The sequence below is a fragment of the Actinokineospora baliensis genome (assembly GCF_016907695.1).
GTDB classification, from domain to species: Bacteria; Actinomycetota; Actinomycetes; order Mycobacteriales; family Pseudonocardiaceae; genus Actinokineospora; species Actinokineospora baliensis.
On record NZ_JAFBCK010000001.1, the window covers coordinates 5480880 to 5505348 of the forward strand.

Below are 24469 nucleotides of genomic sequence, written 5' to 3' on the forward strand. Positions count from 1 at the left end.
TGGGTCGCGGGCCTCGCTCGCCGAGCTTCGGGGTGCCTCCGGGCGCAGCCGACCCGGGCCGCCGCCGCGGTGCCGGGCCCCGGAGTGACTTCCGCTGTCTCGATCACCGTGACGACCCAGTGCCACGGTCACCGGGACCACCAGGGCCGGGGGCCCAAGAGAACCCGCCTTCGACCACCACCGCACCAGCGCGGCCAGGCCACACTCCGGTCACGGGCCGTCGGATCAACTGGTCATCATGGCCGCCAGTTTCTTGCCGGTGGCCTGGCCGATGAGGGTGCCGCCCTCGATCGCCTCCGGGATGCGTTCGCCCACTGCCTTCCACTCCGATCCGGTCAGGCGGCCCAACTTGGACGGGCCTACCAGTGGGGCCGACTCGCTGAGCGCGCCGAGGTGGTCGATCGCCGCGTTGGTGGCGGTTTTGCCCGCTGTCACGCCCACCGCCCCGAGGCCGCCCGCGAGGCTGCCGATCAGGGTGGCGCTCAGGACGCTGTCGAACAGGCCTACGTCGCGGCGGCCGACGATCGTGCGTTCGGCGAAGTTGTAGGCGAGTTGGCTGGTGCCGCCCGCCAGTGCCCCGGATCCCACGCCCAGTATCGAGTAGGCCCTCGCCCGGAGCGCGAAGCCCGCCCTCCAGCGGCCGGTGTTCGCCACGGCTTGGCGGGCCGCGGCCTCGATGCCCTCGGTGACGAACCCGCCGCCCGCACCACCCGCGGCGCCGAGGGCCGCGCCGATCGCCGAGTTGAACGCCCAGCCCTGCCAGAACTGCTTGGCGGGGGTGTTCCCGTGTTCGAACGAGTAGAACAGCCCGCTCGTGCCGCCGCCGAGCAGGGCGAGGCCCACCATGCCCAGCCCTGTCCCGCCGGTGAGCCCCAGGACCAGCGCGCCGCCGACGATGAAACCCACGCTCAGAAGTCCCCCGGTCCATGCGCTCGCGTGCGCCCGGTAGCCGGTCGGGTCGGTGGAGTTCACCGGGTCGTTGAGCTCGAACGCGAAGCGGTTGAGCAACCCGGGCCGGAGTTCGCCGTGCGCGCCGAGCCCGGGGTCCGGGGTCAGGAACTGGCCGTGGACCGGGTCGTAGTAGCGGCCGCCGAAGTCGTAGAGGCCGATCCGGGCGAGCCATTCGCGGTCTTCGAACAGCCGCCTGGGTGTGGTGGTGCCGGTGACCGTGCGCTGGTGCCCGAACGGGTCGTACGCGATCTGGTCGACCAGCGCGCCCCGCGCGTCGAAGGCGTGGGTGTTGCTGCCCTTCGTGTCCCTGCGGAAGTACGTGACGACGGTCTGGCCCGCGTGGCCGCTGACCACCGCGGCCGTGCCCGCGCCGTCGGCCAGGTACCGGTCGACGGTCTCCTGCCCGCTCGGGGTCCGGGTGATCCGGTAGCCCGAGCCGATGTGCAGCGTCACCGTGCCGTCGGCGGAAGTCCTGCGCAGCACCTGGCCCTCGTGGTCGGTCACCACGGCGGCGACGACCGCGCCGCCCGGTCCCCGGACGGAGGCGAGTGCTCCGAACCCGTCGTATGCGAAGGTCAGCGTCTCCCCGCCGGACGTGCGCGTCGCCGTTCGGCCGCAGGCGTCCTGGGTCGCCTGGTAGACGAACTGGCCGTCGGTGCTGCCGCCGCGGGCGAAGTGCGCCTCGTAGTCGTAGCTCACGCCGTCGCGGCCGCGCAGGTTGCCGGACCGGTCGTACTCGTAGCGGCTCGGCGCCGCGCTCCCCCGGGTCGCGCCGACCAAGCGGTGGCCGAGGTAGCTGAACGCGATCGACTCGGACGGGGTGACCTTGTCGTGGACCGCGGTGAGCCGGTTCCGCGGGTCGTGGTCGTAGGAGACGTCGACCGCGGTGACACCCGACGGCCCGATGACCTGCTCCGCGAGCCGTTGCCCGGTCGGGGCGCAGGTGTAGGTGGTGACCAACTGCTGGTTCTCCGCGCCGTACAACAACTTCAGCGGAGTCCCCCACGCGCTGTGCGCGTCGAGCGGCTGCGCCACCGCGGCCGCACCCAGTGTCCGGCTGATCAAGCGGCCGTACGAGTACGCGGTCTGTTCGACGGTCGCGTCCGGCAGGGTGCGGGTGATGACCCGCCGCTGCGGGTCACGGGTCACGGAGGTGGTGTACGGGTTCTCCCCCACCAGGGTGACCGTGGTCGCGCTGATCTCGCCCCAGGCGTCGTAGGTGTAGTCGTGCCGGGACTGCTCGACGCCCTTGTCGTCGCGGACCGCGACCCGGCAGACCCTGCCGAGCCCGTCCCCGTTCGCGGTCAGGTCGTAGGTGTAGGCGACCACCCGTTGGTCGGACAGGTGTTTCGCTGCGATCCGGCGCAGGTGGTCGTAGTCGTAGCCGGTGACACCGCCGCCCGCGTCGGTCTGCTTGGACAGCAACCCGGTCGCGGTGTCGTAGGTGTAGCGCATCGCGACCGTTCCCGGCGTCCCGTGCGGGTTCAGGTCGGGGCAGTCGCTGGTGGTCCGCCTGCCAAGGGAGTCGTAGGTGGTCGTGGTGCTGACCCCGGTCGGACTGCTGGTGGTCGGTGGATCGGTGGCCCGCACGAGCTTGCCGAGCGCGTCGTAGGCGAAGGTCGTGGTCTCGGCGTCCGCTTCTGGCGCGACGACCACCTCCCGGACCTGGTCCGCGCCGTCGTAGTGGTGGTGGGTGAACCGTCGGACCGCCGCCACCGCGGTGCCCGCGGCCACCGTCTCGGTCACGACCCCGGCCATCCCGTGGTGCCACGTCGTCACCTGCACCGAAGTGCCGTCCGCACCCGCGGGCGTGTGGTGCGAAATCGTCCTGCCCAGCACGTCGTAGGCGGTGGTGGACTTCAGCGTCGACGGTGTGTTCGCGAAGTGGGGCAGGGTTCGGCTCACCACCCGACCGTCGCCGTCGTACTCGACGAGCTCGACGACGTCGCCACCGGACTGGCCGGACTGCCGCCTTGACTCCCTGGTCAGCCCACGTCCGTCCACATAGGTCCGCGCGGTGAGCGTCGTCCTGGTGGTCCCGGTCGGGAACTCCTGCAGCGCCACGGTCGCCACGATCTGCCCGCCCGAGCCGTCGGACCAGCGGTCCACCCGCTCGACGGTGAGCACCGCGGCGGCGCGGAACCGGGAGACCAGCTCAGGCGTGCCGGTGACACACCCCGGCACGGTGTTGGTGTCGCACACCCCGGTGGGCGCGGCTCGCTGCACCGCGGTACTCCTACCGAACGGGTCGTGGGCCAGTACCCGGATCCGACCGTTGGCGTCGAGGTGCGCGACCTCAGTCCCGAACCGGGGGTCGTAGCCGTAGCAGTCCACCAGCCTGACTCCCTGGCCGTTGGCCGGGGAGGTGGTCCGCATCCGGTAGGTGTGGTGGACGGGGTCGAACTCGTGCGTCGTGGGCTCGCCCCCCGGCGGCGTCTCGGACACGCGGTTGCCGTATTCGTCGTACCCGTATGTCGTGGTGCGGAACGACCCCGCGGTGTCATCCCAATCCCGCGCGGTCAGCACGTCGAAGGTCTTGTCCGCGAAGGTGTTCTCGTGCAACGAGAAGTCGCCCGGGCGGAACGTCGTGACGTCGGTGTCGAGCCGGTTCCTGGTCACCTTCTCGTAGCGCGGGTACCCGTTCGCGGTGCCGTCGTTGTGGAAGACCCGGTGCCGGTAGACGACCTCCTCGGGGAACCTCGGCTCACCGGTGCTCGGGTCCACGTAGCCGAGGTAGGCGGCGAACTTCTGGTTCCCGTAGTCGTCGTAGGCGAACTCCCGCCGGATCGCGAAGTCGAACCGGGTCTCGCCGTAGTCGAAGTGCTTCTCCGTGGTCGCGGTGAGGAAGACCGACGCCACCGCGGCGTTCGTGCTGCTCGTGTAGGTGTTCTCCGTCGTCGTCATCAGCAGTGCGGCACTGCCCGCAGGCACACGCGGATCGGTACCGGGCAACGCGGCCGTGGACACCTTGGACGGCACCCCGATGAACGGGTAGTCCTGGTGGTACGAGGTCGTCGTGCGCCTGCCGGGCTGTGGTTCGACCACGACCACCTCCGCGAACCCGAGTGGCCCACGGCCCATCAGGTCCACTTTCCCGTCCCGGTAGGACAGTGCGTGCTCGACCTCGTACCCGAAGCGGTTGCGGACCGGGTCGGTGCCGCGCGTCCAGCCGGACACCACGTAAGCGGCGCCGCCGAGCACCGACCGCGCGGGCTCGACGGCGGGGGTCAGCCGCGCGGGGTAGCGCAGTGCGGACACGGCGGGGAAGGTCGATGGCGTCGTGCTCGTGTAGACCCCCGGGTCCGACAGCGGCGCGTAGCTGATCGAGACCCGGTCGCCGAGCGGGTCGGTGATCGTCTCGACCACGTCGAGGTGGCGCCCGGTCGACAGGTAGGGCGTCGCCCGCACCTGGTTGCCGCTGGAGACGATCCGGATGAGGTCCGCCTTGCCGTCGGCGTTGACGTCGCCGGGGACGAACCGGGTCCACTTGACGTCTTGGCCCGCCTGTTCACCGGCGAACGGCGGCAGCTTGCGGAACCCGCCGGAGGGCGAAGCGCGGAACGCGGTGAACATGATCCGGTCCGGGGTGCTCCACCAGCCCACGATCGCCGTCGACCCCGCGCCGTCGAGGTCCATCGGGACGACCCTGCCCGCGGTCAGGCGCTCACCGGGGAAGGTGCTGTCCTCGCCCCTGACGAACTCGCCCGCGCCGGTCGAGCGGAACGCGCACAGGTGCAGCGTCCGCTGGTGGTCGGCCCAGATCTGCACCAGGTCCTGGCTGCCGTCGGCGTTGACGTCGACCGGCAGGAACGCGATCTGGTCGGCGATGGCGAACGTGCCGAGGTCGCTGTGCACCGCAGTGAAGGAGACCTGGTCGATACCGCCGCTCGCGGCGAGGTAGGTCGCGACGGTGATCCGCCCGTCCGACCGCCGCCAGGCGCGCACCAGGTCCACCATCCCGTCGCCGGTGACGTCGAGCGGCCAGAACCCCAGTTCACCGTCGGGCTTCGCCGGGTCGTCGGTCAGCACGTCGACGGCGGGGGCGAACGTGCCGCCGGCGCCGTACTCCGACAGCAGCACCCGCAGGCCGAGCACATCGCCTTTGGCGGGGTCGCGCTTGCTGAACGCCTGCACGATGTCGGTCCTGCCGTCGCCGTTGACGTCCATGGCGAAGAACCGCAGGTGCTTGGCGTCCCACGTGCCGCCGGTGTCGATCAGGTCGCCGTCGGCCGCGAACCCCGTTCCGGTCGACCGGAACACGGCCAGCTTCAGCTTCCCGGCCGGACCGCTCGCGTAGGCCACCACCAGATCGGTGCGGCCGTCGCCATCGACGTCGGCTGGCAGCACTTCGTAGCGGTCGCCGAAGGTACCCAGGACGGTGGTCCCGCTGTGGGCGAACGTGGTGCCGGTGCCCGCGCCGGTCGCCAGGTAGGTGGTGGCGCGCAGTGCACCGTCGGTCCGGTTGGTCCAGAGGTGGACGAGGTCGGTGCGCCCCGAGCCGGTGACATCCATGGTCCGCACGTCGGGGCGCTCGGCGGAGACGGCGTCCAACTCCTTGGTCACGCCGACCTCGAAGGCGGGATCGCCGCCGTCCTGCCAGGTGAACACCGTCGCGGGCAGTTCGGGCGCGCCGTCGGCCGCCGCCCCGGACTCCACGACGGAGGCGATGGCGCTGCGCTTGGTCGCGACCGTCTCGCGGTAATTGATCTTGTAGCTCCGCACGACCTCGGTACCGACCGAGACGGTGACGCGGGCGAGCCGGGACTTCGTGCGCACCTGGTACCCGCCGCTCGCGGTGACGATCTCGTCGGGGCGGGGCTCGTGGGTGAAGTCGACGAACCGGGTCGCGACAACGGCGGGCGCGTGCGCGGTGTAGCTGATGCGCTTGATGTGGAGGGCCCCGTACTCCGCGGCTGTGCCGCCCGGCTCGGTCGTGTACTCGTAGGCGACGCGGTTGCCGTGCAGGTCCTCGGTCGCGCTCACCGCCCAGAGGCGCGCGTGCGCACCCACCAGCGGCCTGCTGTCGGCGGTGGTGCCGTACCAGGCCCTCGCACCGGACTTCGCGGTGACCTCGAAGCCCGCGAGCTCACCGCCGAGCGCCTTGACCTTCTGGTAGCTCTCCACCTCGGTGGCGTAGCGGGTATTGGCGCCGCCGTACTGGCCGTCGACGGCGATCAGCCGGTGGCCGTCGAGCGCGAAGCGGTCCTTCGGGCCGAAGGAAACAGCGCCGTTGAACCCGTCCACCGCGTAGGTCGCCTTCACCCGCGTGATGGCCGACAAGCCGTCGAGCCGCCACCCGACGCCGAGGTCGCCGTTGCCCTCGGCGTGGTCGTACACCAACGACAACTCGGGCCCCGTCCCGGCGATACCCGGTGGTACCCGCACCGCCATCCGGTAGGTGGCGTCCCCCCGCGGGCCGACCGCGAACACCCCGGCGGGCAGGCCTGCCGCGCACGTACCGCCCGGCCCGGCGGCGAGCGCCGCCGGGCCGGTGCCGCGGGACGGGCTCACAGGGTCTTCACCCGGAAGGCGCTGCCCGCCCAGGGCTCGAAGTTGCCCTGGGCGGCGAACACGGCCGCGACGCCGTTGACCGGGTACAGCGTCACGGAATCATCCGCGTCCGAGCCGGAGTCACTCCAGATCGACTTGCCCACCGAGGTCTCTTCGACCCAGTCCACCCGGATGCAGGCCAGGTGGTAGAGCCGTTCCGGCTTCTTGTACCCCCGGTTCACCACGCAGCCGATGCTGACGTAGCCGTCCGGCGGCACCGAGTACCAGATGGCACCGTCGTGGTCGCCGCCGGAGTCGCTGTCGCTCCAGACCTTGCGGTAGCCGATCGGGTTCTTCACCAACGGGTTCGACAAGTCGTCGTTGACCGGCTTGACGATGACGGCCGTGGTGTCCGGGGAGCCGTTGTGGTTGCCCTGCGCGTAGTCGCCGAGGTAGTAGAAGCCCTCCGGTGGCCGCGGCCGCCAGATCGTCACGCTGCGGTGCGCGCCCGAACCCGCGTCGCTCCACCGCCAGTTGAACTTGCTGGTGGTGCTCACCACCAGCGTGGGCTCACCGGTCGGGTCGGTCCGGTGGTCCGGGGTCTGTCGGATGTCGGTCATCGTTGTCCTCGTTCCTGTTCTGCCAACTGGTCCGACGACCACACCGGGCCGTCGGTGAAGACGTTCATCTCCAGTCCCACGAACGCGCTGCGGGAACTGCAGAAGATCTCGAGCGCCGAGTCCCCGGTGGCGGCGGCGCCCGCGCCGAACCGGAAGTGGGGCAGCAGCGGCCCCCAGCCCTCGGTGGTGAACTCCCTGGTGGCCACCAACTCGGCCTTGGGCCCGCGGGGATCGACATCGATGCGCCAGAGGTCGGCGTGGTCGTCGGTGTGCAGGCGGGGGTTCGTGTCGCCGCGCAGACCGACCATGAAGAGTTCCCCCGCGGTGCTGGTCAGCAGGGCGAGGTTGTCGTACCCGGTGCGCTTGCCGTTGACCTCGGCGCGGAACCCGAGGATGGGCTCCTCGGTGTCGAAGGTCAGGTCCGGGTCGCCGAGCGGGCGGCCGTCGGACCAGTAGAAGTAGGTCTTGCCGCACGGATCGCTGCCGTGCACGGCCAACACGTGCCGGTCGCCGAGGCGGGCGATCCCCACGGCGGCCGCACTGCGCCAGGCCGAAGTGATCCGAGGTCGCGGCAAGGGCTTGGGTCCGCCGCGCTCGATGTCGCGCAGGTCGTAGAAGCACACCAGCGACGGCAGTGCGTCCTCGGCGGTCGGCTCGACCCCGAGCACCAGGTAGTCCCCGATGACCTGCAGGCCGCCCGGGTGCTTCATCCCGTCCGGGGTCGGGATCGGGTGGACGGTCACCCCACCGGACGCGCTGTCCCACACGGTGAACCAGCCCGCGTCCCAGAGCCGGGTGCTGTGGGTCAGGACGACCCAGCGATCCCGGTACACCCCCATCCCCTGGTAGTGGCCGATCGGGTCCGAGTCAACCAGCGGCCGGTCGGCCCCGCACACCTTCCCCCGCCCCGGCACGGTCGCGAACGCGGCGGCCACGTCGACAAGGGGCGGGTTGCCGCCGTGCCCGAACTCCCGAGAACCGCCGCCCGTCGTGCCCATCCGCCCGCTCCTCCGCATCCGCACCGACGTGACCGACCGTACGAACGGGACGCAGACGGGCCGCAGATCCAGTGCAGATCGCACCGGCGCGGCCGAGCGGGCTAAGGTTCCCGGGTGAGCCTCCTGGACGACGTCGCCGAGCGCGACGGCTGGCGGTGCTGGGTGTGCGACGAGCCGGTCGACCCGGACATGTCGGTCAACGACCCCCGCGGCCCCAGCGTCGACAGCCGGACAGCCGACCGCAAGGCGAAGCTCGCCGAGCGGCTGGCGCACCGCGGCTGCAACACCCGCAAGGGCGCGGTCAAGGTCGTCATCCCCTGGCCGGACCGCCTGCACGTGGTCGAACCGGCACCGCTGATCACCGTCGCCGGGCGGCTCGAGCGCAAGGGCGGCCGCGAGATGGTCGGGCGGTGCCCGACCAAGCAGGACGCCCAGGAGACAGCGGAGTGGCTGGTGGACCGCTTCTCCCGCCTGGTGCCGGACTTGCCGGTGACCACAACGGTCGAGGCGGGTGGCGGCCAGTTCCTGGTGGTGCTGGTGGCGGGCAAGCGCTGAACTGATGCCTGTGGCCCCGGACAGACGATGTCCGGGGCCACAGGCGTCGGCTACGGCAGGTCGGGGTGGTCGACCGCTGCCAGGGCCTCGGGGATGAGCTCGGTCAACTGGGGACGCCAGCCGCGGAACAGGAAGTACTCGAACACCTCCACGCGGAACATGTTCTGGTACCAGTCCTCGTCCACGGTGAACACCCGCAGCATGACCACCCCGCACCGGCGGACCAGGTCGGTCCCGGCCGGGAGGTCACCCATCGCCTGGAGCATCAACTCCCCGATGTGGTTGGCGATCGGCGACTCGAGGACGACACCCAGGAAGGTGCCTTGCTCCAGGGCGGAATCCAACTCCTCCTTGGCGTGCCGCACGAGGAACGGTCGAGCCTCGGGCAGCACCATCCAGGTGAGGTCACCGAGCGCGCCCAGGCTCCAGCGCATCCGACCGGATTCCCACTGCCCGTGTTCGGCGGCATCGCCGCCGAACACCTCATCAGCACCGTTCCGCACGACCATCACGCTACCGTCGGCCCGGTGTAGGTCACGCAGACCATGCCCGTGACGTCGAACGCGATCAGCGGTCCGCACGGGTTGCCGTCGGAAAAGCCGCGGATGCCGTCGACGATGCCGGGCAGGATACCGACAACCCCCATGCCGCGCATGAACCCGCGGTAGGTGGGTTCCCTGACCTTGACCGGCGCCTGGGCGGGATGCGGCCGCTCGAACTTGGCGTCGGTGAACCTCTCGGAGACCGCGAAGCTGGTGATCTTCTTCTTGGTGCTCTCGAAGCTGGTCTTGCGCCCCTCGGACTCGTTGATCCACGCGGTCGAGGCGCCGTCGATGTCCTCCAACTGAAGGGTTTCGAGACCGCGCTTGACGACATCGCTGACCGCCGCCCGTTCCTCTGCGGAGTAGAACGGCTCCTTGCGGTCCAAGTCCAGGAAGGACATCAGCTTGTTCACCCGTTCCGCGGCTGCCATGGCGTGGTAGGAACCGTGCACCCTCTCGCCCGTGAGGAACTCATGTCGGACCGCGTCCCAGGTAGTCCCATCGCCCTTCCAGTCGGTTTGGGGACCATTGGGCAGGTAGATTTCGCTTAGAGCCTTCCTCGTGCCCTCGTGCCGGACATGCGGCTGCTGCGCGCGTTCCCCCTGCTTGATCCCCTGCTTACCCGCGGGTTGGTTGACGGGCGGGATGTAGGTCGGGTTGGTGCCACCCGGCTTCTTCGACAAGCGGACCGGCTCGTTGGGGCCGGACTGCAGGGGGATGCCCTCCTCACCCGGGTCGACCCGGGTGAGGCCGGTGGGGTCGCTGGAGGTGGTGGGGGCGTTGCCCGCGTAGGTGTAGGCCACCCAGGACTGGGGGTCGGCGCCGTCGAAGACCGGGTCGGCGCTGATGAACCGGCCGGTGGTGGCGTCGTAGCCGCGGGCGCCGACGTCGACCAGGGACGTGCTCGTGTTGGTCGGCATGTCGAGGAAGCCGTGGTTGTCCTGCCACGGTCCACCTTGGACGGTGCCGATCGGGTTGCCGTACGGGTCGAACTCGCGGCGGGTGACGCCGAAGCCGACGGCCGAGACCGACACCTGCGCGGTGCCGTGGTGGTCGGCGTGCAGGTAGACCGGCGACGCGGCACCGACCCGGCTGGCCACGACGGTGCCGTTGTGGGTGTAGTAGCGGGTGCCGACGACGGTGCCGGTGGCGCTGTCGCGGGCGAACTCCTGGCCGGGCAGGTACAGGATCGCCTTGCCCGGCTCCCGCCGCACCAGCTTGTTGCCGTCGGCGTCGTAGACGTAGGTGGTGTCACCCGCGGGTGACTGGACCTTCGCCAGCTTGTTGTTCTCGTTCCACGTCAGCGTGTGGGTCGCGCCCACGGTCCGCGTGGTGGTGTTGCCGGAGTTGTCGTAGGCGTACGAGGTGCTTGAGGACCCGCCGGGGCCGGTAGTCGCCGTCGAGGTGAGGGTGTGCGGTCGAGTACCACCGGCGGCCGGGTAGGTGTAGGTGGTCGTCGTGTCCGCTTGGCCGATGCCGTGCTTGACCTGCCCGGTGCGCAGACCGGTGGCGTCGAAGGTCCACGAGGTCCAGTACGGGTCGGGCCCGCCGACGGTGCTCGTGCCCGCCTGGGCCGCGCAGGCGTCGGTGGCGGTCCAGGCCTGGGTGAGGCGCCGGAGCGCGTCGTAGCCGAAGCACTGGGTGCGGGTGTTGGCCTGGCGGGCGTTGACGATCTTGGTGACGTTGCCAGCCGGGTCGTAGGTGTAGCGCAGGTCGTCCACCAGCGGCGTCGCGGCCTGCACGGACAGGTTGGTGCCGGTGAGCAGGTGGGTGCGGGCGTCGCGGTCGAAGCTCAGGGTTGCGGCGTTGTTGCCCGAGCTGAGCTGGTACTGCGTGACCTCCCCCGCCGCGTTGTAGGTGGACCCGGAGACGTAGTCCCACACACCGCTGTAGGTCTGGGACTGGTTGCCGTGCCGGTCGATGGTGGAGGTGAGCGCCTCGCCGGGCAGGCCGCCCTTGGTCGGCGGCACCATCCCGCTGCGCTGGCCGGTCGTGGTGTAGGAGAACGTCGTCGTGTAGGTGCCGTTGAGCCCGGTCTCCGCGGCGGGCACCTGCACGACGTTGTTGGTCGGCAGCCCCTGGGAGTTGTAGCCGCTCACGCCGACCAGGTAGTTGCCGGTCGCGGTGTAGCGGGTGGACGACTGGAGTTTGCCCACTCCCCCGGTGGCCGTGTCGTAGGTCCACGACGCGATCTTGGTCCGGCCCGCGCCGATGCCGTTGTACTCGGCGGTGCGCCTGCCGAGCACGTCGTAGTCGTAGCTCAGCGACTGGCCGCGGCCATCGGTGGTGGAGCCTGCCTGGCCTGCGAGGTCGAGCACCTGGGTCCAGTGCCCGGTGTCCGGGTCGGTGGTGCCGGTCTTGCGGCCGAGGAAGTCGTACTCGTAGTCCCAGTTGTTGCCCGCCGCGTCGGTGCGGCGGTCGACCTGACCCTGGGTGTTGTAGCGGTTGGTCGAGGTGCTGCTGGTGCCGCCGGAGACGACGTTGCCGGTGACGGTGGGCTGGGTCAGGTAGTCGCGCACCTCGGTTTCGCGGCTGAGGGCGTCGGTGACCGACATGCGGGTGGTGCCGCCGGTCGGGCCGAAGGTGGTGACCCGGTCGCCGCCGTGGACGGTCGTCGTGGTCGCCTTCGCGGTGAGGCCCTGGTAGGAGGCTGAGAGCACCTCGCGGCCGCTCGCGTCGTAGCCGGTGACGGTGCGGTCGTCCACGGACGCGTCCGGGACGGTGACCAGGGTCGTCGCGGGGACACCGGTGGTGACGTAGCGGTTGTGCGAGCCGGTCGACCAGCCGTGGGAGTCGTAGAAGGTCTCCGACACCACCCGCTTGGTCACCCCGGTGGGGTCGCTGACGTCGTCGGACTGGGTCTGCCGGAGCTGGCCGGTGGAGTCGAAGAGCTGGATCGAGGTGACGTAGTTGGTGCCGCTGCCGTAGTCGACCAGGGTCTTGGTGGTCACCGCGAGCGGCCCGTAGTTGCGGACCAGGTAGGCGAACTGCAGGTTCGCGGCGTCACCGGCGGACTTTGACCGACCCGGCTTCCACACCGCGGTGACCCGGCCGAAGCTGTCGTGCGCGGCCTCGGTGACCCGACCGCCGACGTCAACGGCCTTGATCGTGGTGCCGTGGGCGGGCTCGGTGGTGACCGACGACGTCTGGCTCTTGGGGTTGGTCATGTCCAGCTTGGACAGGACACCGCCGCCGCTGGGCGTGTAGGCCGTGGAGCTCTGCCTGCCGAGCGCGTCGGTCGTGGTCAGCGCGCGGCCGAGGGCGTCGAAGGTCGACGTCTCGGTGGTGGCGTAGGTCAGTGTGCCGCCGGTGTTGGCGGTAGCGGTGTCGGTCCTGGTCAGGTCACCCGCGCCGGGTACGGCGCCCAGGGTCGCCGACAGGTCGTAGTACTGGCGCTTGGCCGCGACGACCGGCGCGGGGGCGCTCACCTGGCCCGTGGTGGGGCAGGTGGCGGTGGACGAGAAGGTCTCGGCGATCCGGTCGCGGATCCACGAGGTCGTGTTGTCGGCGTAGACCAGCGTGGTGCACCGGTCGGCTATCCCGGTGGCGGAGTCCGTCGTGGACACCAGGCGGCCGGTGGCGTCGAACCGGTTCGTGGCCGAGGTCGAGCGGGTCCCGCCCGCGGCCAGGGCGGTGATCGTGCGGGTCTTGGTGGTCGCGACGATGTCCGCGGTGTCGGCGGGCAGGCCGGTGCGGGCCCTGGTCGCGGTGGTGGCGAGCTTGGTCGGCTCCGTGATCGACGAGGTGAGCTGGGCGCCGCCGGACCCGAGGAAGGTCTGGGTCTCGTGCGCGGTCCCGGCGAACACGTTGTCGTCGGCGCGGACCTCGCCGAGGGAGTTGGTGACGGTGGCGGAGCGCTGCTGGTTGCCCGGCAGGGTGTCGCCGTTCATGCCGCGGAAGTAGGTGGTCTTGGTGAGGGTCTGCGCGTCGGCGACGCCATTGACCACTCGGGTCGGGTCGCCGGTGCGGATCTCGACCTGGCTATATCCCCGGTACTGGCCATAGGTGCGGTTGGCGGGCTTGACGAGCTCGTTGTCGTCGTAGTGCCACGCCGGGCTGCCTAGGTAGCTGTAGTCCGTGCGTTGCGTCGGGGAAACCGCGTTGGCGTCTTGGACCAAGATCCGGCTGACCGGGTAGATGTGGAAGAAGTCCAGCGTGGGGTTCTGGTTGAGCGGCAGCGTCCAGTAGACCGGGAAGCAGCGCTTGGTGTTGTTGGGCAGATCGGTCGGGACCGTGCTCGAGGTGCACTCGGTCGGCAGGTAGGAGATCTGCACCTGGCTGCCGGTCTCGGTCGCGACGTTCGTCATCCGCCAGTGGGCCATGGCGGGCTGGCCGTTGTAGCCGCTGACCCGGTTGTCGAGCAGCTGGCTGGTGAAGGTGACCGGCGGTGAGGCGGTCCCCGTCCCAGCGGCGTCGTAGGCGGTGCGCACGATCTGGTCCAGCCGCAGCTCCGGGTCGCCGACCGTGGGGAACGACTGGGTCAGCGCGTAGGAGTCGACCTTCACCGGGCCGGAGCCCGCGTCGTACTTCGTGGTGATGGTGCTCAGCCGCTTGGTGGACCAGAAGCTGGGCGAGTGGTTGTTGCAGGTCGCGCCGGAGAGGCACTGCTGGTCCTGTGGGGTGTCCGGCCACGACGCGGCGTTCGCCGCGGTGAACTGGGCCGGGGCGCAGGTGATGGCACCGGATGGGGTGCAGCGCTCGGTGACGTCGAACACGACCTGACCGGGGGCGGTGCCGTAGACCGAGCCGCTGACCTTGCGCAGGCCGTACTGGATGTTCTTCAAGGTGCCGCCGCGGGTGTACTGCACGCCCGTGGTGCCCTTGTTGGCGCCGTAGAAGTTGGTCTCCGGCGCGTAGTGGTACAGGGCGGCGTTGCCGTGCGGGTCTTCGACGTAGTCGAGGTTCCAGCGCCACGCCTGGTCGCATTTGGACTGCGCGAACCCGGCGGCGTTGTAGCAGGGGTCCCCCGAACGCGGGCCGTAGACGGGCGCGGTCCAGGTCGAGTTGGTCGGGTCCTGGGTCGTGCGACCGGGTCCCTCGTTGCGGCCGAAGTAGAACTGGGCGCCGCTGGTGGTGGTGACGCGCCAGTACTCGCCGTTGCGGGCGCCGTTGGTGGCGCCGGTGAGCAGTTCGACCCGGCTGCCGTCGTCGGCTGCCGGGCGCCACGTGCCGTCGGCGTCGTTGCGGACCAGCGAGGTGGAGCGGCCCCCGAGGTGCATGGTCACGATGTGGCCCGCCCAGCACAGGTCACCGGTCTGCTGGGCCTGCGGCAGGGTCGTGTCGCTGGCGCAGGAGCGGTAGGTCCGCTCGACGAACCCCGGCGTGTAGCCCCAGCCCTGCCCGATCCAGGAGCTCTGGTTGTTCGTCGCCGACGTGCGGCCGTCGACGCTTGCCGAGCTGTAGCCGAGGGTGACCTTGGGGTTGGCCGCGGACCCGGCGGCGGCGGGCGGCAGCGCGATCGGGTAGGACCAGCTGAACCCACCGCTGTTGCCGGTCACGCTCCAGGCGGTCGCGGGGGTCAGCGAGCTGGCGGTGAAGGTGCCGCTGGGGCCTTCCGCGCCCGCGGCGGCGGCCAGGACGGTCGGGCCCGCTGCCCGCAGCGGCAGGTCGGCCGCGACGGACTGCGCGACGGCGTCGTTGCGCTGGGCCAAGGGGGTCTGAACCTGACATTCGGGCAGGTCAGGGGTGGTGAGGGCGCAGTCGGGCAGCCGCACGAGGCGCAGCCTGCTACCGAGGTCGGCGCCACCGGCGTGGCGGAAGGAGGCGTAGTCGACGTTCACCGTCGCCGAGGCGGGGTCACCGGCGGTCGGGCGCAGGGCCAGGACGACGCCGTTGACCTTCGCCCGCTCGGCGACCGAGCGGGCGGCGACCTCGACGTGCACGCCGGTCTTGCCCGTCCTCCCGGTGGCGACGCGGACGGGCAGGTCACCGGCCTTGCGCGCGGCGGACCCGCGCAGCGAACGGTCGGGAGCGTTGGCGGCCGCGGGGGCGGCGTCAAGTGCCACGTCCGCGGCACCCGCGGCGGGCCAGGTGCTGCCGGACCGAGGACCGGTGTCGCTCGGCGGCGCCGGTCGGGTGGACTTCAGGGCGACGTCCTGGTGCGGGATCACCTTGTCGCGCGACGCGGCGGGCAGCCGGGACGGCGCGGCCGACGCGGCGGGCGGGTTGATCACGGCGAGGCTGGTGGCGATCAGCGCGACGGCGATCACCAGCGCCCAGAGCAGCGGTCTGGCCCGGCGATTCCGGGCAGCGTCAAGTAAGCGGCGGTACGGCATGTGTCCTCACCCCAGTGCGAGTGCCACACCCCAGATGGGTGGCCGGGCGCTACTCAACCAGAGCGTGCACACGCTACGGAAGTCGCGAATCCGCCAATCCACCGATGTTCGACCGTTTGACCGCCTGCGACCCGGAACTATCGCACCGCCTGACCGCAATGCCGGTTTTGGACGTGAGCAAGACGACCAGAGGTCCAGACCAGATAACCCCTGTGGACGGTCGACGACCCAGGTCTACCGTGTCGGGCACCACACCCCCGGAAGGGACACATGCGCCTCATCGCCGAACGACTGGTCCTGCGCCCGTTCGAACCGGGGGACGCGCCCGCGTTGGCCGCGTACCGGTCGGACCCCGAGGTGGCCCGCTACCAGGCGTGGGAGTCGCCGTTGTCGGTGGGGCGGGCGGCGGAGGTGGTCGCGCGGTTCGGGGCGGACGCGCCCGGTGGGGTCGGGTGGTTCCAGTACGCGATCTCGCTGGAGGGGGCGCTGATCGGTGACCTCGGGGTGAACCTGCACGAGAACCGGATGCAGGCCGAGATCGGGTTCACCATCGCGGCCGCCGCGCAGGGGCGCGGGTACGGGACCGAGGCTGTGGCCCGGGTCCTGCGGCACCTGTTCGACGACCTGGGCCTGCACCGGGTGTCGGCGGAGTGCGATCCGCGCAACGAGGCGTCCGCTCGGCTGCTGGAGCGGGTCGGGTTCCAGCGCGAGGGCCTTCGGCGGGCCAACACCTGGCTGCGCGGCGAGTGGACCGACGACCTGCTGTTCGGGCTGCTGGCCACCGACCACCGCTGACACGATCGGGTGTTCGCGCCCTTCGCCGGGACCGGCCGAATACCCTCGGACGGGAAGCGGAGGAGGTGGGTGTGTTCGCCGATTCGCACGCCGTGTTGATCGGGGTGTCCGCCTACGAGTACACCGAGTTCCCGCCGGTCCGCGCGGCGCGCAACAGCGTCGAGGGGATGCGGGCGCTGTTGACCGACCCGGCGCTGTGCGGGTGGCCAGCGGACCGGGTCACGGTGATCCTCAACCCGACCTCGGTGGCGGACCTGGCGAGCCGCGTCGCCGACCTGGCCGAGGCGACCACCGGGGTCCTGCTGTTCTACTACGTCGGCCACGGGGTCCTGTCGTCCCGCGCGGAGCTCTGCCTGACCGTGACCTCGACCCGCCCGAACCGGCCGAGGATCAGCGGCCTGCCGTGGGACGTCGTGGCCGAGGTGCTGCGCGAGAGCCCGGCCCGGCTGCGGCTGGCCATCGTGGACTGCTGCTTCGCGGGCCAGGCGATCGAGGCCCTCGCCGCTGCCGACGGCCCGACCCTGGCCGACCTCGTCCACGTCGAGGGCACGTACACGCTGACCGCGACCACCCGCAACCGCGTCGCCCACGTGCCGCCGCCGGACCAGCAGGACTCGGCGTGCACGTCGTTCACCGGAGAGCTACTCGACCTCGTCCGCGCGGGAATCCCCGACAAACCCGCCCAGCTCTCCTTCGGCGACATCTATCCGCTTCTGCGCCAACGACTCCAGGCCAAAGGACTGCCCGCGCCCAACCAGCGCGGCACCGACACCGCGAGCCAGTTCCCCTTCGCCACCAACGCTGCGGTGTCCACTAGCGACCCGACGACCTGGGCCAGTGTTGACACCGATAAGACCCCGTTCACCGAAGATGCCTTGCTGCGACGCGAGTTCGCCACCGACAAGGGAATCCGCTTCACCCGAGTCGTCGCGGGGATCCAGCCCTCGGACCAGGCAGCGGCCGCCGCAGGCCCTTTCCCCGCTTCGGAAGTCGTCAACACACTCACCGACCAAGGCATCACCCAGGTGATGACCGCTGTCTACATGGAACAATCCTCGGACAACCCGCTCCTGGTCTCAGTGTCCATCTTCGCCTGCGGGAATACCGATGCCGCCCGCGCGCTGTACGACTACATCTCAAGCGGCGCGCGCTGGAACTTCACCGTCTGGCCCACACCGAGCGGGATCGGCAGCACCCACTGGACCCCGGACATGTACCCGGCGTTCCGCTACGCCCACCACCGCTACCGCCACCGCTACGTCATCTTCGCCGTCTCCCGCCGAGCGGACCTGACCCGGGACGGCAGCATCGAACCCCAGCTCGCCTCGGCCGCCCTCGCCGCCTGCGACGCGAGCGGCCCGCAGAACTTCAGCGGTTGGCCACCCGAGCGACCAGCGGACCAGCTGCGATGAGCACAGCCAAAGCCGCGTAGCCGAGGGTGAGCGTCGACACCGTGGCGACGGCGGCGACGAGGAGTGGGCCGCCCGCGTCCCCGAGTTCGCGGCCCAGTTCAGCTGATCCCATGGTCTGCCCCATCCGCTCCTCTGGGGTACTCGCGGCCAGGGCGGCGAAGCCCAGTGGGGTGATCAGTCCGGTGCCGGTACCGATGAGAGCCGCCGCGAGCAGGATTCCAACCACGCCGGGCAGCATTGCCGCCGCAAGACCGGCCGCGGTGATGAGGAGCCCGGTGAGCAATCCGGCGCGTGCGCTCAGACGTCCGGCATCGAGGGCACGTCCCGCTTTCGGCTGCACGACGGCGGCTGTGGCGGCGAGGACGGACACGGCGGCCCCGGTGGCCACGGTCCCGAGACCCGCCGCCGCGCCGGAGACGGGCAGGAAGCCAACGCCCACCGACAGCGCGGCTGTCGCGGCAGCAAGTGCGGCGGTCGGGCCAAGGAACGCGCGGTCGGACAACCTGCGGGCAAGGTCAGCGACGGTCTGCCTCTTACGCGGCAGCGGCGGCACTATAGGCACAGCGACAGCCGCCCACACCGCAACGGCCGCCGCGCATAGAGCCATCACGGTGAACAGCAGCCGCAAACCGCCCGCCCACACCAGGACGCCACCTAGGAGCGGGCCGAGGGTGTAGCCGATGGACTTGTAGAAGCCGTAGCCGCCGAACGCGCGACCCCGTTTGGCGGCCGGGTTGAGCCGCGCCACGAGAGCCGAGGCCGACGGTGAGAAGGCGGAAGCAGCGGCACCCTGGCCAAGCCGGGCGGCCCAGAGCCAGCCGGGACTGTCCGCCACCGCGTACAAGGCGGAGGCAGCAGCGAACGCAACTAGTCCGCCTAAGAGGACGGGTTTGCCGCCGATCCGGTCCGCGAGCGAGCCGAAGAGGGGCTTGAGCAGTACTTCCGCGCCGTCATAGAGGGCCAGAAGCCCGCCCAGCACTAAGAGGGACGTAACGGCGTCTTCGGAGAATCCACCGAGGTTGGCGGCGATGCCATGGGCCCCGAAGGCCGTAGTGAAACCAGCGGCATAGAGGGGCCACATGGCCTGCCTCGGGGCAGCGGGCCGCTCAGCCACACCAGCTCCCTTCACAGTCTCTTACCTGCAATTTCTTGGCTGTAGCACCGTCGACGCGAGCCTATGTGGGCCCCTATGGTCCTGGCGAAGAAGGGGGCACCATCGCGGCGTTGGGCGATCGCACCTATAGGCGGCTGTTCGTCGCACAGGTGGTAGCGCTGTTCGGGACGGGCCTGACCACCGTCGCCCTTGGGTTGTTGGCGTATGACCTGGCCGGGGTAGGTGCTGGGGCCGTGCTGGGTGGGATCCTGGCGGTCAAGATGGTGGCTAATGTGGTGGTCGCTCCGGTCGCTGCCGCGCTGGCTGACCGGCTGCCGCGGCGAACCTTGCTGGTTGGGTTGGATCTCGTGCGCTGTGCGGTGGTGCTGGTGCTGCCGTGGGTGACCCGGTGTGGCAGGTCGTCGCGTCAGCGATGTGACCGGGAGCTGGGTGCTGTCGCGCTGGGCGTGGCGTACTCGGCGGTGCTCACCCCGGTCGGCCGGGTGATCCGCGCTTCCGCCGCACCGAGCGGTCTGCCCGCGCTGTTCGCCGCGCAATACGCCCTCTCCCACGCCGAATGGCTGGTCACCTACCTGCTGGCAGGCCTGCTCGGCAGCGTCCTGTCCCCCGCAGCGACCCTGGCTTGCCTGGCCGCGGTCGCGATCGGCGGACTCGTGTTCGCCATCCGCACATGGCGACACGGCGACGAGGTCGAGCACACCCACGCCAACCTGCCCGAAGACGACCCGCACCTGGCCGACGCCACCCAGGCAACCGATGGATGGCGGCACAACCACCGCTACCTCATCGACCGCGCCCACCGCCACTGGCCGACCGCCGGTCAAGCGAGCTGAGCAGCCCCCGAATCAATCCTTCCAGGCTTGGCAGAGGGGGCGGGGGCGGCGATCCCGACTGTGGGCGCACAGCGGCGTTGTGGACAAGCTTGGGAAGACGGGTTCCGCGCGTCCCTGCCAGGGACTGACCGCCAGCCGGGGCATGACCGACCGGGCTGAGCAGCCCCCGAATCGATCCTTCCAGGCAAGGCAGCGGAATTGGGAGCGGCGATCCCGGCTGTGGATACTCAGAGGGGTTGTGGGTAGCCACGTCGACGCTTGTGGTGATTGAGGCGGGTTATGGCTTGTTCGCTTGCACGCAGTGCAGGAAGCCGACCTCGTGGGTTATGCAGTTCTCGAAGCCCGCGGCGGCCGCCATCGGTGCTATGCGGTCTACCGGGTTCTCGCTCATGGCCGTGCCTGCTGTGGCGGCGACGAGGTGGCGGAGTGTGCGGTTGCGAGGGGGGCGGAAGTCGGCGAGGAGGAGGCGGCCGCCTGGTTTCAGGATGCGGTGCATCTCGGTGAAAGCCGTCTCGCGGACGGCGGGTGGGATGTGGTGCACGGCGAGGGCGGACACGACCACGTCGACGGTGTTGTTGGCCATCGAGAGCGCCTCGGCGCGGCCTACCTCGAACTCCCGGTTCGGACCGCCGCGGCGGCGCTGGGCTTGGGCGATCATCTCCACCGAGGGGTCGACGCCGATCACCCGAGCGGCGACCAGGGCGGCTTGCTCGGCCAGGTAGCCGGGGCCGCAGCCGATGTCGACCACCAGGTCCGCTCGACGGATCCCGGCCAGCGCCACCAGCCTGCCGTAGGTCCGGCGTCGACTTCCCGCGAACACCAGCGAAGACAACGCCTCGTACGCCCTGGCGTGCCGCAGCACACCCGAGTCGTGGGACAGCTTCATCCGACCCCCAACTTAGTTGCGACTAAGAACTGGCGCCTAACTTAGTCATAACTAAGTCCGAGGGCAAGGTCGGCTACGATCAGCCGGTGACCGAGCAGGCCAAGCGGACCAGGATGTCCGCCGAGGACCGCCGCGCGTCCATCCTGGACGTCGCCGCGGCGTTGTTCGCCGAGGTCGGCTACCGGGCGGGCAAGGCGTCCGAGGTCGCGCGCCGGGTCGGCGTCAGCGAGCCGGTGGTGTTCCAGAACTTCGGCACCAAGGCGACCCTGTTCGCCGCCGTCATCGACCGGGCCGCCGACCAGGTCTGCGCTGTGCTGGTCGCGATGACGGCGGCCTCGACACCCGTTCCCGACCTGCTGCGCGGCCTGCTCGACCCCGGTCACCTCGTCGACATCCACGGCGCGGGCAGCATCGGCGCGATCTTCGCCGACGCGGCCGCGGTCACCGGTGAACCCGCGATCGAGGTCGCCGCCCGCGACTCCACCCGCCGGTTCGCCGCGGCGTTGACCGCCCTGCTGCACCGTGGTCAAGCCGACGGCGACCTGCGTCCCGACCTCGACGCCGAGGCAGCCGCGTGGTGGCTGCTTTCCCTCCTGGCGGCTCAGCGCTTCCGCCGCAGCACCGCGAGTGACCCGGACACCATCGAAGCCAAGGTCTCGAACGCCACGCTTGAGTTCCTGATCGCGCCCTGACCTACCCGAAGACCGTGCTCCCCAACGGATGTGCGTCGTCGAAGCCGGGGAGGACCAGGAAGGTCGCGCTGGCCGTGGTAGTGGTGAACGACAGCAGGGCGTCGCCGTTGGTCATGTGGGTGAGGGTCTTGGTGAAGGTCTGGATGTCGTTCTGGAAGCTGATGAACAGCAGTCCCGGCCCGGGTTCGCCGGTGCTGTAGGAGCGGCGCAGCATCAGACCGGCGCCGACGGCCGTCGGGTGAGCGCGGCGGACGTGGGCGTCCGCGGGGATCCGGTAGCGGCCGTCCGGGGTTTTCGCGTTGAGGTCCGGGTCGGAAGCGATGGTGCCGCCGGAGAGCGGGTCACCCGTCTGGCGGCGGCGACCGAAAACCGCTTCCTGCGCCGAGACCGGCAGGGCAGCGAATCGCGGCAGGTCCAGGCTCATCCGCCGGATCACGGCGATGGTTCCGTCCGCGACCGGCGACGGTCCTGGCAACCACAGGTCCTGCTCTTGCTGCGCGGAGGTGTGCGGTCCGACGATCCCGTCCGCGAAGCCGAAGAGGTTTCGCGGCGCGGTGCGGCCTTGATCCACCGCGGTGGTCGTGCCGCGAAATCCGTTCTGGCGCCAGCGTTCCCGCACACGATCACCCGCTTGGCCCAGCAACGCGGCGGCGGCGATCGGCGGGATCATCACGTCCGTGGCGCAGATCTGCACGAGCAGGTCGCCGCCGCGGTCGTTCGGCTCGATCTGCTCGCCCGCGAACTCCGGAAGGTCCGTCGCACCAGGTAGTGCGGGGTCGACCACGCGGACCAGTCGGGGCCCGATGCCGATCGTCACGGTGAGATCACCAGGCGCCGAGCCGAGAAGTCGCGCATCGGTCCCCGCGGTGAGTGCGCGGATCGTGTCTCCGAGTTCCACGAGCAAGGAACGGATGTCGGCTCCGTCAGCGAGGTCCACCACCACGGCCAGCAGGGTGGTTTGAGCCTCCGAAGGGGTGATGATCCCGGCCTGAAAACGCCCGGTCGGCGGTACCGGAACAACCGACGTGTCGATTCCCGGCAGCGGCTTCGATTCGCACGCGGCAGCCGCTCCCGCGGCGAGAACTGTTGCTGTGGCGCCGAAGAACGCGCGACGTGACGGTGGGACCACCGGTGGAGGGTGCCACATTCGCCCTGCGGTCGACGAATCCGGCGTCCGTGCCACACTACGCCCATGCGTCGTCGAGGTCTTGCCGCGGTCTTGGCGGTACTCGCTCTCGCGAGCTGCGGCTCGGAGGACAGCGGGCCGGGCACAGGCTCGCGACCGCCAGGCACCCAGGTGACGATCCGGGTTCCAGCCGACGCCCCGACCATCGCCGCCGGTGTTTCTCTTGCGCAGCCAGGAGATCTCGTGCTGGTCGCGCCCGGGGTGTACCACGAGTCGGTCAAGGTCGACACGGAACGGGTCACCCTGCGCGGCGAGTCCCGCGACGGGGTTGTCATCGACGGGCAGCTGCGGCGACCCAACGGGATCGTGGTCACCGCGTCGGGGGTGGCGGTGCAGAACCTCACCGTGCGGAACAACACGCAGAACGGCGTCCTGGTCACCGGTTCCGCCACAGCGGCGGCTGGCTCTCCTGGTCAAGGCGGCTACGACACCGGAGACGAACCGGTCGCCTTCCTGAAGTCGTTCCTGGTCTCCCACGTGACCGCCACCCGCAACGGGCTGTACGGGATCTACGCGTTCTCCGCCCAGAACGGCGTCATCGAGCACTCGTACGCCTCGGGCTCCCCCGACTCGGGAATCTACGTGGGACAGTGCAAACCCTGCCGGATCGTCGTTCGGGACAACATCGCCGAACTGAACGCGGTCGGCTACGAGGGCACCAACGCCAGCGGCGAGATGTACGTCGTCGGCAACCGCTTCGCCGGAAACCGAGTCGGGCTCACCACCAGCTCTGACCACCAGGAGAAGCTGCTCCCCCAACAGGACGCCACCATCGCGGGCAACCTGGTGGCGGGCAACCAGCAAACCCCGACACCGGAACAGGCCGACGGTGGCTGGGGCATCGGAATCGGCGTCGACGGCGGCAGCAGCAACCTGTTCGTGCGCAACAGGATCGCCGACAACGTGACTGCGGGCCTGGTGATCACCGCGACCTCGGACATCCCGGCCAACGGCAACCAGGTCGTGGCCAACACCTTCACCACCAACACCCTCGACGCCGGCTGGACCTTCCCCACCGCGACCCGAGGCGAAGGGAACTGCCTCCAGGGCAACGACATCACGACCACAGCACCCGCCGACCTGGCGGTATCCGCCGCTTGCCCCGCCACGGGCGCATCACCCTCGGCCACCTGGACCCGCCCGAAGCCCCCACCGGGAATCCCCTTCACCGACGTGGCAGCACCCCCGGCTCAGCCGCAGTTCCCCAACGCCACCACCGCCGGGCCAACAGTCGTCCCGGAGTTCCCGGAACTGCCGAACCCGGCCAACATCCCACTGCCTGCGGCTTCCCTGCTGGCCGACTACGCGCTGATTCACACCACCTGAGCAATAGCGCACGCCAGCCAGCCCGCATGGCTGACCGCACTGGCCGCGATCCGACCAATCGCTTACCGCCCGGTGGCCATACCGGGTACGGGCTGTACCGGTACATATCGCGGGTCCAGGTCGATCGCCACCGGTCGCGGTTCTGATGCAACGTCAGCCTCTACCCGGTGCAGGGTGCTGTCCGCGTCGACCCAGTAGCGGACGTTGCCTGCTGTGTCCGCTTTGCCGCGGGCCGCAGGCCCGGCCATGACGTCCACCTGGTGGCCGCGCACCTGCTCGCCGCGCAACCAGGTGGCCCCGTTCTGCGGCAACAGTTCCGCGTTGTCCGGGCGGTCGTTGCCCAGGCCGAGGGTGATCAGCAGTGCGCTGTCGAGCGCACTGCCCGAGCTGGTCAGCGGGCGGCTGTGCCAGCCGGTCGCGGGAGGGGTGTCCGGCGGGCGCGTGGGGGGATCGGCCATCGGGTGGACGAACACAGCGCTGGTGTTCCACTGGATCAGCCCATCGCTGGACGCGTCGCGGCCGATTCCGCGCACCACCGCGTAGCCCAGATGGGCGCGGTAGTCGACCGACCCGGTGATCACCAAGCCACCCGAGGTGGTCGGCACCGTGATGGTCACGGCGCGACCGCCCGCCTGGTAGTTGAGAAACCGCGTGGTCGCCAAACGATTCGCTTCCTCGGCCGTCAGGGGACGCGGACCTGTTGGTGCCGCAGGGGAACCGACGACCAAGAAGGTGGCAACACCGATGGCCGCGGCGGTCACCACAGCGGCGGCGACCACCATTCGGCGTCGCGC

15 protein-coding genes are annotated in these 24469 nt (G+C 70.4%); 6 read left to right on the plus strand and 9 right to left on the minus strand.

Translation table 11 applies throughout. The annotated features are described in order from the left end of the window. Nucleotides 1–225: 225 nt before the first annotated feature. From JOD54_RS24810 to JOD54_RS24820, 3 genes are read right to left on the minus strand one after another with little or no spacing between them, the layout of a single operon-like run. Nucleotides 226–6462: an FG-GAP-like repeat-containing protein gene (locus JOD54_RS24810; RefSeq protein WP_204453627.1), complete on the minus strand. Its 6237-nt coding sequence runs from the start codon at nt 6460–6462 to the stop codon at nt 226–228. Further along, nucleotides 6459–7061 carry a Vps62-related protein gene (locus JOD54_RS24815; protein ID WP_204453630.1) on the minus strand — a complete coding sequence of 201 codons (603 nt, stop codon included), beginning with the start codon at nt 7059–7061 and terminating at the stop codon, nt 6459–6461. Before JOD54_RS24815 ends, JOD54_RS24810 begins: the two co-directional genes overlap by 4 nt. After that, nucleotides 7058–8059 (minus strand): hypothetical protein, encoded by a 1002-nt coding sequence (locus JOD54_RS24820; protein WP_204453632.1) that lies wholly within the window; start codon nt 8057–8059, stop codon nt 7058–7060. The genes JOD54_RS24815 and JOD54_RS24820 overlap by 4 nt, the downstream gene beginning before the upstream one ends. A gap of 114 nt (nt 8060–8173) precedes the next feature. On the opposite strand from JOD54_RS24820, the gene JOD54_RS24825 reads away from it, so the two are divergent. After that, nucleotides 8174–8614, plus strand: a complete 441-nt coding sequence (locus JOD54_RS24825) for a hypothetical protein (protein ID WP_204453634.1) — start codon at nt 8174–8176, stop codon at nt 8612–8614. A gap of 50 nt (nt 8615–8664) precedes the next feature. Here JOD54_RS24825 and JOD54_RS24830 read toward each other — a convergent pair whose 3' ends face one another. Together JOD54_RS24830 and JOD54_RS24835 are read right to left on the minus strand one after the other, a co-directional pair. After that, nucleotides 8665–9117, minus strand: a complete 453-nt coding sequence (locus JOD54_RS24830; protein WP_204453637.1) for a hypothetical protein — start codon at nt 9115–9117, stop codon at nt 8665–8667. Nucleotides 9118–9122: 5 nt separating this feature from the next. Next, nucleotides 9123–15431, minus strand: a complete 6309-nt coding sequence (locus JOD54_RS24835) for an RHS repeat-associated core domain-containing protein (RefSeq protein ID WP_204453639.1) — start codon at nt 15429–15431, stop codon at nt 9123–9125. 270 nt (nt 15432–15701) lie between these two features. Here JOD54_RS24835 and JOD54_RS24840 point away from each other — a divergent pair, with 270 nt between their 5' ends. Beyond that, nucleotides 15702–16226 carry a GNAT family N-acetyltransferase gene (locus tag JOD54_RS24840; protein ID WP_204453641.1) on the plus strand — a complete coding sequence of 175 codons (525 nt, stop codon included), beginning with the start codon at nt 15702–15704 and terminating at the stop codon, nt 16224–16226. Nucleotides 16227–16297: 71 nt separating this feature from the next. Then, on the plus strand, nt 16298–17638 hold the full coding sequence (locus JOD54_RS24845) for a caspase family protein (RefSeq protein ID WP_204453643.1): 1341 nt from the start codon (nt 16298–16300) through the stop codon (nt 17636–17638). On the opposite strand, the gene JOD54_RS24850 is transcribed toward JOD54_RS24845, so the two are convergent. After that, on the minus strand, nt 17595–18752 hold the full coding sequence (locus tag JOD54_RS24850) for an MFS transporter (RefSeq protein ID WP_307860256.1): 1158 nt from the start codon (nt 18750–18752) through the stop codon (nt 17595–17597). The genes JOD54_RS24845 and JOD54_RS24850 overlap by 44 nt on opposite strands. Nucleotides 18753–18862: 110 nt before the next feature. Between JOD54_RS24850 and JOD54_RS24855 the strand changes: the two genes are divergently transcribed. Continuing rightward, entirely contained in the window at nt 18863–19585 is a 723-nt protein-coding gene (locus JOD54_RS24855) for an MFS transporter (protein ID WP_239573498.1), read from the plus strand. Nucleotides 19586–19862: 277 nt separating this feature from the next. Here JOD54_RS24855 and JOD54_RS24860 read toward each other — a convergent pair whose 3' ends face one another. Further along, nucleotides 19863–20471 carry a class I SAM-dependent methyltransferase gene (locus tag JOD54_RS24860; RefSeq protein WP_204453645.1) on the minus strand — a complete coding sequence of 203 codons (609 nt, stop codon included), beginning with the start codon at nt 20469–20471 and terminating at the stop codon, nt 19863–19865. 86 nt (nt 20472–20557) lie between these two features. On the opposite strand from JOD54_RS24860, the gene JOD54_RS24865 reads away from it, so the two are divergent. After that, nucleotides 20558–21163 (plus strand): TetR/AcrR family transcriptional regulator, encoded by a 606-nt coding sequence (locus JOD54_RS24865; protein ID WP_307860257.1) that lies wholly within the window; start codon nt 20558–20560, stop codon nt 21161–21163. A 1-nt stretch (nt 21164) separates the two neighbouring features. On the opposite strand, the gene JOD54_RS24870 is transcribed toward JOD54_RS24865, so the two are convergent. Continuing rightward, nucleotides 21165–22292 carry a Dyp-type peroxidase gene (locus JOD54_RS24870; RefSeq protein WP_307860258.1) on the minus strand — a complete coding sequence of 376 codons (1128 nt, stop codon included), beginning with the start codon at nt 22290–22292 and terminating at the stop codon, nt 21165–21167. Nucleotides 22293–22355: 63 nt separating this feature from the next. On the opposite strand from JOD54_RS24870, the gene JOD54_RS24875 reads away from it, so the two are divergent. Next, the gene (locus tag JOD54_RS24875; protein ID WP_204453649.1) at nt 22356–23675 is read left to right on the plus strand and encodes a right-handed parallel beta-helix repeat-containing protein; all 1320 of its coding nucleotides are present in this window, start codon (nt 22356–22358) and stop codon (nt 23673–23675) included. A 62-nt stretch (nt 23676–23737) separates the two neighbouring features. Here the strand turns inward: JOD54_RS24875 and JOD54_RS24880 are convergent, their stop codons facing one another. Beyond that, the gene (locus JOD54_RS24880) at nt 23738–24292 is read right to left on the minus strand and encodes a hypothetical protein (RefSeq protein WP_307860259.1); all 555 of its coding nucleotides are present in this window, start codon (nt 24290–24292) and stop codon (nt 23738–23740) included. Between the last annotated feature and the right edge of the window lie 177 nt (nt 24293–24469).